The organism is Lentibacillus songyuanensis (genome assembly GCF_039548255.1).
Classification (GTDB): domain Bacteria; phylum Bacillota; class Bacilli; order Bacillales; family Amphibacillaceae; genus Lentibacillus_C; species Lentibacillus_C songyuanensis.
In genome coordinates, this window is the sequence record NZ_JBCLVH010000001.1 from 140682 (window position 1) to 153011 (window position 12330).

At 40.1% G+C, this 12330-nt stretch carries 11 protein-coding genes; 9 read left to right on the top strand and 2 right to left on the bottom strand.

Features of this window, described 5'->3' with window-relative positions; genetic code table 11:
* The first annotated feature begins 269 nt into the window (after window positions 1-269).
* The 8 genes from WMZ97_RS00715 to WMZ97_RS00750 all read left to right on the top strand — a co-directional run bounded on the left by WMZ97_RS00715 (window position 270) and on the right by WMZ97_RS00750 (window position 8009).
* Window positions 270-1175: a gluconate 2-dehydrogenase subunit 3 family protein gene (locus tag WMZ97_RS00715; RefSeq protein WP_343270131.1), complete on the top strand. Its 906-nt coding sequence runs from the start codon at window positions 270-272 to the stop codon at window positions 1173-1175.
* Window positions 1176-1207: 32 nt separating this feature from the next.
* A complete protein-coding gene (locus WMZ97_RS00720) occupies window positions 1208-2938 on the top strand; it encodes a GMC family oxidoreductase (protein ID WP_343270132.1) in 1731 nt (576 codons plus the stop codon).
* 84 nt (window positions 2939-3022) lie between these two features.
* On the top strand, window positions 3023-3232 hold the full coding sequence (locus WMZ97_RS00725) for a twin-arginine translocase TatA/TatE family subunit (RefSeq protein WP_343270133.1): 210 nt from the start codon (window positions 3023-3025) through the stop codon (window positions 3230-3232).
* Window positions 3233-3386: 154 nt separating this feature from the next.
* A complete protein-coding gene (locus tag WMZ97_RS00730; RefSeq protein ID WP_343270134.1) occupies window positions 3387-3821 on the top strand; it encodes a hypothetical protein in 435 nt (144 codons plus the stop codon).
* 166 nt (window positions 3822-3987) lie between these two features.
* Window positions 3988-4293, top strand: coding sequence for a hypothetical protein (locus tag WMZ97_RS00735; protein WP_343270135.1), 306 nt, complete (start codon window positions 3988-3990; stop codon window positions 4291-4293).
* A gap of 219 nt (window positions 4294-4512) precedes the next feature.
* Complete coding sequence (locus tag WMZ97_RS00740) at window positions 4513-5565, top strand: DUF418 domain-containing protein (RefSeq protein WP_343270136.1); 1053 nt, start codon at window positions 4513-4515, stop codon at window positions 5563-5565.
* A 588-nt stretch (window positions 5566-6153) separates the two neighbouring features.
* Complete coding sequence (locus tag WMZ97_RS00745) at window positions 6154-6726, top strand: DUF2087 domain-containing protein (RefSeq protein WP_343270137.1); 573 nt, start codon at window positions 6154-6156, stop codon at window positions 6724-6726.
* A 59-nt stretch (window positions 6727-6785) separates the two neighbouring features.
* Window positions 6786-8009 (top strand): MFS transporter, encoded by a 1224-nt coding sequence (locus WMZ97_RS00750; protein WP_343270138.1) that lies wholly within the window; start codon window positions 6786-6788, stop codon window positions 8007-8009.
* A 340-nt stretch (window positions 8010-8349) separates the two neighbouring features.
* On the opposite strand, the gene WMZ97_RS00755 is transcribed toward WMZ97_RS00750, so the two are convergent.
* Both WMZ97_RS00755 and WMZ97_RS00760 read right to left on the bottom strand, forming a co-directional pair.
* Window positions 8350-9297 (bottom strand): glycine betaine ABC transporter substrate-binding protein, encoded by a 948-nt coding sequence (locus WMZ97_RS00755; protein WP_343270139.1) that lies wholly within the window; start codon window positions 9295-9297, stop codon window positions 8350-8352.
* A 248-nt stretch (window positions 9298-9545) separates the two neighbouring features.
* The gene (locus WMZ97_RS00760; RefSeq protein ID WP_343270140.1) at window positions 9546-10112 is read right to left on the bottom strand and encodes a TetR-like C-terminal domain-containing protein; all 567 of its coding nucleotides are present in this window, start codon (window positions 10110-10112) and stop codon (window positions 9546-9548) included.
* A gap of 128 nt (window positions 10113-10240) precedes the next feature.
* Between WMZ97_RS00760 and WMZ97_RS00765 the strand changes: the two genes are divergently transcribed.
* Window positions 10241-12328 (top strand): efflux RND transporter permease subunit, encoded by a 2088-nt coding sequence (locus WMZ97_RS00765; protein ID WP_405027636.1) that lies wholly within the window; start codon window positions 10241-10243, stop codon window positions 12326-12328.
* The last annotated feature ends 2 nt before the right edge of the window (window positions 12329-12330 follow it).

The window sequence follows — 12330 nt, forward strand, 5'->3', positions numbered from 1 at the left end:
ACCGCCACTGAATGAAGTTTCCCTTTATTGGCTTGTTTCTCCCTGCGTATGCATTGGGATAAGGATCTTCTACTAAAACCCACGTACTGTGCAAGCCTGCCCTGCTGGAAACACTGTCACCTCCACCTTCTTGCTTTAAATTTAATCCCTTTTTGAACTTTGAGGTCTATCTTCATTCTACAGAATAAATCATGGCTTTATGACAAAGTATAAAAATGATAACAATCATTCGTAGGTTAGAAAAACATATAGGTTGGGAGGAAGGCCAAGTGACAGATAAATATTCCGATAAAGACAAGGATTCAAAAGACAAGTCAGCTGATAAAACAGAGGAAGACTCTCATGCGAATCAAGAGGAAGGGATAAGTCGGCGGCGATTCATTCGTAATACTGGTATGGTTGCAGGGGGCGTGGTTGGCGGCTCCTTACTTGGTGGTTTTTTCACCAATCAATGGCAAACAGAGCCAAATACCAAACCCAAAGAGGAACATGCGGAAACATTTCAAAGGGCGCGAACGTTTTTTAGTCGTTTGGAAGACTTTGCTGTACTAGAAGCGGCAACAGAGTGCATTTATCCAAAGGATGATAATGGGCCAGGAGCAATTGAGTTAGGGGTACCGTACTTTATTGATAAACAACTGGCGGGTTCATGGGGCCTGAATGCCAAGGATTACCGGCAGGGTCCATTCATGAAGTTCCAACAAGTAGGAAACCAAGCGGCAAAGGATGCTGACGAAGAGGCGCCGCCAAATCCACAAGGGGCACAGGGACAAGACAGAAAAACAGCAACTGAAAATCAGCGCAACCAATCACGGCTAACGAGAAGGGATATTTTCGTGGAAGGGTTGCGGAAAATGAATCAAGAAAGCAAGGATCGGTTTAAAACGACTTTTGATAAAGCGAAGGAAGATCAACAAATTGAAATATTGCAGGACTTTGAGAATGGAAAAGTTCAAATGAAAGGAGTGGCTGCAGAGAACTTCTTCATTTTACTGCGCCAATCCACATTGGAAGGGGCTTATGCGGATCCATTGTATGGAGGCAATAAGGATATGCTCGGATGGAAAATGAAGGAATTTCCAGGTGCCCAGCCATCCTATACCAGTGTTATTGAAAAAGACGAATTTGCAAAGATGAAGCCAATTAGTTTAAACAATTATCAAGGGCATTCATAAAACAAGCCTCTTGAAGATGGGAGGAAAAAACAATGGCAAAAAAGATGAACAAAGTAGATGCAGTGATTGTTGGCTCTGGCTGGGCAGGTGGCATTATCGCAGCCGAGCTCACTAAAAAAGGATACAACGTTGTGGGACTGGAGCGTGGGGTGGATAAAAAGCATGATGATTATATCGGCTCCAAAGACGAACTTCGCTATTCAAGACGATATGAGATGATGCAGGATTTAACCAAAGAAACGATTACCTCTAGAAATGGCGCAGAGCAAAAGGCACTTCCTGTTAGAACCAATGAAAATGCCTTATTCGGCACGGATACAGGCGGTGGTGGTGTACACTGGAACGGGGTGAACTTCCGCTTTTTGCCCTATGATTTTGAAATATATAGTCAAACGGTAGATCGGTATGGGATAGGGAAAATACCTAAAGGGATGATCTTGCAGGATTGGGGCATCACATATGACGAATTAGAGAAATATTATGATCGCTATGAAAAAACAGCCGGGATATCTGGAGAGGAAAATCCCATTGGTCCAAAGCGCTCTGATAAATACCCAACTCCGCCGATGAAGGATACCCCAGCAATTAAATTATTCAAAAAAGCTACAAAAGATCTTGGTTACCATCCATATCATATTCCATCTGCTAATCTGTCAGAAACGTATGAAAATCCGGATGGGGAGACAATTAATGCTTGTATGTACTGTGCATTTTGTGAAACGTATGGTTGCGACTTTGGGGCAAAATCAGATCCCATTATTACGGTTCTGGCAACTGCAAAGAAAACCGGAAATTATGAACTGCGAAATGAAGCAATGGTGACACGGGTATTACATAATGGTAAACGTGCAACTGGCGTACAGTACGTTGACATAAGCACAGGTCAGGAGTATGAGCAACCTGCTGATATTGTGGTCTTGGCCGGATTCGTTTTCACCAATACCCGCTTATTGTTAGTATCTGATATTGGACAGCCATATGACCCAAAAACAGGTACGGGGACCATCGGAAAAAACTTTACTGGGCATTTTAATAATATAACGTATCTCGGTGCCAGAGGGTTCTTTGATGAGAAAAAGTTCAATAATTTTATGGGAGCGGGGGCATTAGGAGCGACAATCGATGATTTTAGCGGAGACAACATCGATCATACGGATTTGGATTTCCTGCATGGGTTTGAAGTGCAGATCCAGACAACGGGTAATCGACCAATCGAATACAATTTTGTCCCGGACGGAACGCCATCGTGGGGAAAGAAATTCAAGGATAAATCGCTGTATTATACGAATCGAAACCTTTATGTAAATGCCTTATCAGGGGCAATGCCCTGGCAACATAATTACTTAGATTTGGACCCTACCTACAAGGATTTCCTTGGTAATCCACTATTGCGAGTAACGTATAAATATATGGACCAAGATCGTAATATAAGTCGCTATGCAGTGGATAAATGTAAAAAAATTATGGCAGAAATGGGAGCAGACACCGTCGATCCGGATAAAATTCCAGATGATGTTGCCTTTAATAGTTCGTACACCACTGGTCACTTTGCTGGCGGAGCAATTATGGGGGACAATCCAAAGACATCGGCTGTCAACAATTTCTCCCAAATGTGGGATATGGATAATTTATTTGTGGTGGGGGCCTCCTCCTTTCCTCATTTTAGTAATTATAATCCTACCGAGACTGTTGGGGCTTTTGCTTACCGAGCAGCGGAAGGGATTGATCACTACTTGAATAAAGGTGGTGGCCTGCTTGTTTGATGGGGTGATTAGGAATAAGGTACACTCATTTGGTTAAAATACAAATGTCTACGATCCCAAGGAAATATTAAAAGAGGTGACCTTATGGGACTAACCAATATTGGCATCCCTGGATTAATTCTGATTGTCGTGTTGGCGCTGATTATTTTTGGTCCGAAAAAACTTCCAGAAATCGGAAAGGCAGCTGGACAAACACTGCATGAATTCAAGCATTCAGCCAATGAACTGATTAGTGATAACGAAGCAGAATCGGCAAAAGAAACAAACGAGAGCAGCAAAACACCAAATGAATAACTTTTAGAAGAGGAAGCTTTCATGCTTCCTCTTTTTCCTTTTTACTCCATAGCAGTAAGACCTTTTGCTCATTTTTTTAAAGTTATGCATATTCGGGAGACTATGGTTCATATTTTGCTATAATTTGGTTAATTACTTATTGGGAGCGGTTGGTATGATAAGGGAAATAATCGGGTCTATCTTCCTTTTCATTGCAAATTTGGTGAATACGTTTATTATACTCGCATTCGCCTATATCATGCTGGTATTTTCCGGGCTGGGGCGTGAATCGAATGCGATTGTTGTACTTACGTTATTGGTCGTACTGCTAGCCGTTGTTTGTACGATTTGGTACCTTTTTTATCAAATCACGACCCTTAAACGCAAGAAACTGCTTATATCTGCTTTCATCCTAGGCTTGGTGAATGGTGTGCTGGCAATTCTTAGCTTTAGTGAAATTTCCCATGCTTATACCTATGAAACGACGATAGAACTCATACGTAAACCGGATGTTATGGTTTTCATTGTGTGTGCGATACTATACATTTGTGCTTACTTCTTGATGCGTGATTATAGCGGGAGCAAGCGGGATGACTCGGTGGTTGGTTGAAAGCTTTTAGAAGTATTTGGAGTATGTGTTTGTCATTTGGATTGTGGTTACTTATCCCGTCTTAACGGGCAGTTGACCCCCACTTCAAGATTTTGAGGTGGGACGAAAAAAGATAAGTGAAGATCAACTGAAAAAGAGCAGGCTAAAAAAATAGGGGGATGCATTGGTGAAAAAAAGTAATGCTGTCATATTTGGAAGTTTAATTTTAGGGATTATACTTGGGATTTTTGGTCAGGACTTTGCTTACTTGTTGCATGAAAATTTTACTAAATTAGACCCGATATATAATTTAACAGTTTTAACATTAGTAAGCATATTCTTGTTTTTAAATTCTCTTGTTTTAACGTATATTCAGTATAAAAAACAAAAAATTGAAAAGGACAAATTCGGCGCATATATTTCCGTCTTTTTCATTGTCGGCCTGCTTACCTCTTGTTGGTCTTTATTTGTTTTATTCATGTGGTGGGGCTAATTGATTTAAACGACTTTATTGGTCGCTAACTATGTGAGATAATGCACGAATGAGCCAAAATTATGAATACGCAGCAACATCAATATTGGGTTTTTTGATTCTTTAAATTACAAAATCGTAATACTCTAAGATGGATTGTAAGAAAAATCGATGGTTACTTTTTTGTGTTTTTCCTATAATAGAACGATACGTGAAGTTATAGGAGAGAGGTAAAAAAGAATGAAACCAACCATAAATACGGATAGAATTAATGTTATTGATCTAATTCGAGGATTTGCCCTGATTGGGCTTCCTTTCGTTAATGTGCTTGCCCTTTGGAGCACAAACCTTAGCCTATCAGGAACGCAAGGGGATATTTGGATTCAGCGCTTCTTATATATATTTATTGAAGGGCGCTTTTACGCTATATTTTCCTTCTTGTTTGGCTTAGGACTTTGGATATTTTTATCACGAGCTAAAGAAAAAAATGATCATCCATATGCCCTGTTTATTCGGCGTATGTTGATCTTGGCAGTAGTGGGAATAATGCATCACCTAATAAATCCTGGCGAAGCCTTGTTGGTTTACGCAATTATGGGAATTCCTGTTCTTTTCCTTGATAAGGCTCCAAAACAGGTCAACTTAATATTAGGAATAGCTGGAATTATTATAGCAAGTCTTTTGGGGGTAAAAGTGCTAACCACGTTACCGTTAATGATTTTGGGTTTGGCATTTGGGCAATATCGTGTATTTGAAACGTACAAGGAAAAACGGAAAGCGTGGATGACAGTTGCTGTTCTTTCACTTATTGCAACTAGTATTATCATCGTTTTTCTTTGGCAAAAAGCACCTGACAACGGATTGGTAACCCTTATGGAAGGGCATAAGTTAACTGAAACACAAATAGAATCTAATATTTCTTTTTATGATTTCGCAGACTTGGCCTTGACTTTCGCACCATTCTTTTCCGTTTTTTATGTTAGTTTTCTTGTTTTGCTTGAACCCCTGGTAGGAAAATTGTTGTTACCATTGAATTCATTTGGACGAATGGCGTTTACAAATTACATTGGTCAATCCATTATATTGCTTATCGTATTACTATTTATTCCAATGGATAGGGCGGCTTCGTACACGATAGCAACCATTACTTGTGCACTTGTGGTGATAGCGCAGATCATTGCTTCGTCATTGTGGCTCAAATTTTTTAAGTATGGTCCCTTAGAATGGATTTGGCGTTGCGGAACTTATGGAAAATGGCTCTCCATACGAAAAAAACAAACGCTGCAAAGTTAAGGTAAGAACAATCTAATTCGGTTGTGTGTCTTGAGTATCAGCTTTTAGGTAGGTCATTTGAACAATCCGGTGTGTTTGCGGCAAAGCAGTATTCATTTATCCCGCCTTAACGTGCAGTAAGACCCCCACTTCAAGATTTTGAGGTGGAACAAAAAAGTAAGTGAGGGTGAACTGCATGACAACGGGCCGATTCTGTGCGGGCCTGCACGATGCAGGTCACAAAGGTGTTGCAACTCAGACGTTCTTGCTCTTAGTCTTTGTTGCCCTGTCTCAGTGGGGCAGTTAGGGCAGGCTAAAACCACCGTCACGTCCTGTGCGTCGAAAGCCCCACTGAATGAAGTTTCATTTTATTGACTAGCCTTATGAAGCAACAGTTCTTGTGGTTGCTATGTTGTTTTTGTTAACCATTACGTATATATTTTTTTAATAGAAAGTTGCTTAATTAGTTAAACAATCAGTCTTTTTTCTGCAATAAGTGTAAAAGAGATTTTCTTCTTCTGATAAAAAGCAATAATAAATAATTTTTTAACAAAAGTGTTTTCAAACCCATCTAATTAGATTATAATCTAATTAGATGGGGGGACTATTATGCAATTAGATCGAATGGTTAATTTTCATAAAACAATTGGAGATAAAACTCGAATCCGCATTATTAGCTTATTGAAAGTAGGGCCTCTTCATGGTCAAGCAATTGCAGGTAAGTTAGGGTTAAAGCCACCGACAATTTCGCACCATTTAACAAAATTAAAAGAGATTGATATTGTTTATCAACGGCGAGATAAGAATACGATTTATTTTTATTTAAACGAAGATAAACTTGAACGGATGGCGCTGGAGATTACTCGAATCGGGGGTGAAGGAATGTTCGAAAAGTTTACGATAACAGATGAAGAAAAATCAAATGTTATTAGGAATTTTATAGATGGTAATGGAAAATTAAAGACGTTGCCAGCACAAAGAAAGAAGAAGCTAATTCTCTTAGAATATATGTTGCGCGGTCTAGAACACGGAAAAACGTATCCGGAAAAAGAAATCAATGAACATATTCAGCAATATCATCAAGATTTCGCAACGATTAGGCGTGAATTTGTAATGGCTCACTTTATGTATCGCCAGGATAGCATTTATGAACTTAACCCGGTTGAAATGTGGCCTGTATAATCAGGTCAATTTTTTGAACATCTAATTAGATACATGTCTATTTTGTTGGAGGGGTTGGTTTGTTTAGTTTTCAAATATTGAAAGAGGAACCAAAATATCAAATTATATTTTGGAGTTCGGTGTTGAATGGTATTGGGGGACGATTCGCTCAAGTTGGTTCCTTTGCGCTACTTTATCTATTAACTGAGTCCGGGGTTGCTCTAGGGATGCTTATGGCTCTGCTTGTCTTACCAACAATTATATTCGCTCCTATTAGCGGATACCTGGCTGATCGTTTTGATAAGGCGAAGCTGTTATTTTGGACAGATCTTTTAAGAGCACCATTCGCATTACTTCCAATTTGGGCAGCATTTACAGGACAGTTAGGCCTGCTGTATCTTAGTACATTTGTTATCGCTAGCGGACAGGCAGTATATAAACCAGTTCGATTTTCCATTATTCCTGATATCGTTGAAAAGAAAAATTTAGTTTCTGTTAATGGTTTAGAGCAGAATGTTGTTGGTATAACGCTTGTTTCGGGCTCTCTGCTAGGAGGTATCATCGCTTTTGTATCTGATGGTACTGTTTTATTTTTCTTCCATGCGATGTTTCTTATGCTAGCGGCAGTTCTAGTACGGCGTTTAACAAGAAGTGATATTACCAAGAGTCGAAAAATTGAAGTTGCAGAATCTTCATTGAAAGAAAGCAGCTTGCTTATCATAAGAGTTGCTTTATTACGCGTATTCTTAATGGTCATGCTGCTCATGCCACTGGCAAATGGTGTTGATAATGTCATATTTAACTTAATTGCATTAGATATCTTTGATAAAGGAGATTTAGGAGTTGGTTTCATTTATGCAGCGCTAGGGATGGGGTTTGTCTTAAGTTCAACGATTGTTAAGTATATTCGTGGAAAATATATAGCAATAGGGGTTTTGATGATTCTACTAGAAGGCGTAGGTCATCTATTACTTAGTCAATCATTATTTTTTGTACAAGCGTTATTGCTTGCCATAGCAATAACTTTTGTCGGTGGAATAAGTGACATATGCTTTGATACGGTCTTGATGAAGATACTACCTGCTTCTAAAAGAGGATTTTTATTCGGTACTTTATCCATGTTTCAGAATAGCTCGATGGGCATTGCAATGATTGGAGCAGGGTTTTTAACACAATGGATTCCCCCATTGCACAGCTCTTTTCTCGTTGGTATGACGTATATTCTGTTTACATTAATCTGTACGTTGGCATTTAGAAGTGTGAATTTCCGTGCTTCCATACGAAAATTAAAAAGTTCAGTATGAGATAAATCGTTGCAGCGGACAAGCCTTAGATACTAAGCTTTTTTGGGGTCTCCAGGGCCTTCCTAATTGCCTTTTTGGAATACATACCTCCCCCGCTTATAGACTAAGACAACAAATGATCCGCAAGTAACAGGTGCAATTTTTGAAAAACAAAAGCCTAATTTACCGCCAAAAACAGGCAGAAATTAGGCTCAAAAGAAATTACCTCTTTGCATATTATGGGTTATAAAAGTTTAGTACGGTAATGTTAACCAACAGGTAAATTTGAGGCATTCAGGTCTGTAAACAGCTGCCCCTGTACAACCACTTCCATGTACCGCACAATCGGTGAATAATAGATCTATTTCACACCTTTTGTCCATTCGCTTACTTTATCCGGGTTATCTTTGACCCACTTTTTCCCGGCCTCGTAAGGATCCATTCCATCATTGATCATAACCATGACCTCGCCCATATCTTTAGCTGTCCAATGAAATTGTTTTAAAATCCTATTTGCAGCGGGAGCATCTTTTTCCAGGCCTTGACGAGACACCGCATGTAAGCTGTCCGGATCTCCAAATAGATTATCGGGATCATCTAAATATTTTAAATCCCATTTTAAGAAGGCCCAGTGTGGTTCCCAAAGTGTTACAACTATAGGTTCATGTGCATCTATTGCTTTTTTAAGTGCAGCCGTCATTGCCGAATCGGAACTGGATTGCAGATCCCATTTGTTTAGCCCATATTTTGGCATTACCTCATTCTCGGTAATTTCCATTTGTCCTGCGCCAGGGTCAATTCCGGTGATTGTCCAATCCAGTTTGTCGCCAATATTATTCGTATTCTTTTTCAAATCTTCAATGGAATCAATGTTTACATAAGAAGGAACCACTAAACCGATTGTAACTTCTTTTTTCATGGATACACTGAGATCTTCCAATTGATCTTTGTATTTATTCCAGTAGTCGGCGTGTGTGGTTGGAAGTGTAACTGTACCAACTGAAATATCTGCTGATCCATCGGCAAGACTTGCGAATACTACTCCAGGTGATACCTGTTTTAAATCAATTTTATAACCTGTATCTTCAAGTACGGCCTTCATGACATTAACCCCGGCGACTGTAGACGCCCAGGAAACATAGGGCATCGTCAACTTTTCTTGCCCGAGTTCCGTTTTAGTGGTACCATTTTTATTTTTCTTGGAGTTATTGTCCGTACTGTTTCCGCAAGCAGATAATAGAATTGAAAACATAACAATAACACCAATGAAACCGATTAAATAAAATTTCTTCAACATAATGATTACCATCCATTCCTCTCTTATACACTATTACAAAATACTTTACGGTATATTCGATTTACATACAAATTTCATATAATACCATATATTGAGAGATATAGCGGTTATTCGTTCCTAGCATGAGATAAAAGTAGTTTCTTTTAGAAATAATATCGTTTATGCTGATTTAACGGGGGATCCTGTATGCTGCTGCGTACATTTTAAATCGGTGCTTGATAAGGTAAACTCACCTAAACAGATAGATACCGGACTGTTTTTTATTTACTATCCGACGTCTTCTGAATCATGACACTGTTAATCAGCCGGGCAATTTTTTCGGCCGGCTGATCCATGTCGTTTGCCAGCCAATATTTCATGACGTTAATCCCCCCACCGATAAAAAAGGTTCCAGCGTACGCGGATACATCACTATCAAAGCCGTACTGCTCGGCCCAGTTTTGCTTCAAAAATCTTCGTGCAACATCCATGATGCGCCGTTCAAATGAAGGATCATTATTTTCATTCAGGAGTGTCCGGAAAGTGTTGTAATCCGAAGCAATATACTCCAGGAGTTTCTCGGTCAATTGCAGGGTCTCCTTCTCCTCTGTGAGATCACATTGACTTAAATAGGTGTTTAAATCCGCGATTATTTCTTCTTCTATCTGCCCCCTTAAATCAAATAAATCCTGATAATGGGCATAGAACGTCGAACGATTCACATCTGCCTGTTCACAAACTTCTTTCACCGTTATCGATGGTAGTTGCTTCGTTTTTAGCAACGTCATTAAACTGTCTTTTAACACCATACGGGTATATTTCTTTCGTCGGTCGAGTTTTTTGTTCATATAATTGTCACCTTCGTTTGCTTTATTTTTTCAACACATTCATGTTATATGTTGTCTTTTATACGTATGTAAAGAAACTGTTTGTTGTCTCTGCAACACGGTGTCGTTTATAATGGTATCGTGTTTGAATGCATGAAGCAAGAAAGGATGAACAAAAGACAGCAATGACTGAATTTATCTTAAAGCATAAAAAATCGGTTGTCATTACGTTTATTGTTCTTGCCTTGGTTAGTGTGGCAGCGCAGTTTGGTGTGAAAACCAATTTTGATATGGTCGATTATCTGTCCAATGATGCACCGTCCATCAAGTCCAAGGATGTGATGGACGAGGAATTTGATGATAACGTGGCCAACACACGAGTGATGGTAAAGGACGTTGACATTCAGGAAGCACTAACATACAAGAATAAATTAGAGGCAATTGATGGTGTCTCTAGTGTCATGTGGCTCGATGATGTGATGGACATTACGACACCAATTGAAATGGAAAACAAGGATACGGTTGAATCGTACTATAAAGATGGAAATGCGCTGTTCTCCTTTGAAATTGAAAGTGGAAAAGAAGTGGAAGCGACAGATGCAGTCTATGATTTGATTGGTAAGGACAATGCCATGTCGGGAGATGCCCTGGATACGGCAATTTCGCAGCAATCGACGGGTGATGAGACGATGAATGCTGCACTCATTCTCGTACCTGTAGTCATTATCATTCTGGTTCTGTCTACAACGTCATGGCTGGAGCCTGCTTTTTTCTTAATTGCCATAGGTGTATCGGTACTGATTAATATGGGAACGAACATCTTTTTAGGTGAAGTTTCTTTTGTAACCAAAGCAGTTGCGCCAATTTTACAGCTGGCGGTGTCACTGGACTACGCCATATTCCTGCTTCATAGTTTTACCGATTACCGCAAGACAGCACAGACACCGGGAGAAGCGATGAAGCTGGCAATGAAGCGGTCGTTCCCGGCTATAGCAGCGAGTGCATCGACGACGATCTTCGGGTTTACTGCGTTGATGTTTATGAAGTTTGAACTCGGGGCGGATTTGGGACTAAATCTGTTAAAAGGGATTCTGCTCAGCTTTATCAGCGTTATGATCTTCCTGCCGGCTCTTACATTAATATTGTATAAATGGATCGATAAAACCAAGCACAGACCATTTCTGCCAAGTAAATATCCTATTGGCAAATATATCATGAAGCTTCGGATTCCGGTTTTGTTACTTATCGCGGTTCTTATTGTGCCGGCCTTTTTAGCGCAAGGACAAACGAATTTTCTTTATGGAACGGGAGGGAATCCGGATAATACCCGTGCCGGTCAGGATGAAAAGGCGATTGAAACGGTATTTGATAAATTTACTCCGATGGTTCTATTGGTCCCAAAAGGAGATCTGGCGCGCGAGGACGAACTGGTGCATGATCTGAATAACCTTGACCAGGTGAAAAGTACGATATCGTACGTGAATACAGTCGGGTCAGGCATCCCGCCAGCGTACCTCGATGAATCGGAAACCGAAAGTTTTTTCTCCAAGCATTACAGTCGAATCACGTTAAACACGACAACCGAAACAGAAGGGGACGAGGCATTTGCCCTGGTTGACAAGGTGAGAGATATTACCGCTGGTTATTATGGTGATGACTATCATGCGCTTGGGGAAAGCGTAACGATGTATGATATGAAAGATATTGTGGAAAAAGACAATACGCTCGTCAATGCCCTGACCGTGATTTCCATTGCGATTGTTCTGCTGGTGACATTCCGGTCGATTTCTTTTCCGGTGATTTTACTGCTCACGATCGAAACGTCGGTATGGATTAACCTGGCCATGCCGTATTTGACCGATACACCACTTGTTTATGTCGGGTATTTGATTATTAGCACGGTCCAGCTGGCAGCAACCGTCGATTACGGCATTTTGTTTACGGAAAACTATACACAGCTTCGCAAAGAAATGAGTGCTTTTGATGCGGTGAAGAAAACGATTAATGAGAAGATTTTCTCCATTGGGGTGTCGGCATCGATTCTTTCCAGTGTCGGGTTTATCTTGTCGGGCACATCATCCGATCCGATCGTCTCGTCCATCGGGCTCTTGCTCGGACGCGGTGCGTTACTGGCATTTTTGCTGGTGGTATTCTTCTTGCCGGCATTGCTTGTTATATTTGACCGGGTGATTGAAAAAACGACCTGGAGACCAAATTTTTATAAAGGGAAAGAGTGATA

Bases quoted from the DNA above. Each gene is read 5' to 3' on its own strand.
- WMZ97_RS00720 (WP_343270132.1), top strand. From the start codon at position 1,208: ATGGCAAAAAAGATGAACAAAGTAGATGCAGTGATTGTTGGCTCTGGC.
- WMZ97_RS00755 (WP_343270139.1), bottom strand. From the start codon at position 9,297: ATGGTAATCATTATGTTGAAGAAATTTTATTTAATCGGTTTCATTGGT.
- WMZ97_RS00730 (WP_343270134.1), top strand. From the start codon at position 3,387: ATGATAAGGGAAATAATCGGGTCTATCTTCCTTTTCATTGCAAATTTG.
- WMZ97_RS00765 (WP_405027636.1), top strand. From the start codon at position 10,241: ATGCATGAAGCAAGAAAGGATGAACAAAAGACAGCAATGACTGAATTT.
- WMZ97_RS00745 (WP_343270137.1), top strand. From the start codon at position 6,154: ATGCAATTAGATCGAATGGTTAATTTTCATAAAACAATTGGAGATAAA.
- WMZ97_RS00760 (WP_343270140.1), bottom strand. From the start codon at position 10,112: ATGAACAAAAAACTCGACCGACGAAAGAAATATACCCGTATGGTGTTA.
- WMZ97_RS00740 (WP_343270136.1), top strand. From the start codon at position 4,513: ATGAAACCAACCATAAATACGGATAGAATTAATGTTATTGATCTAATT.
- WMZ97_RS00725 (WP_343270133.1), top strand. From the start codon at position 3,023: ATGGGACTAACCAATATTGGCATCCCTGGATTAATTCTGATTGTCGTG.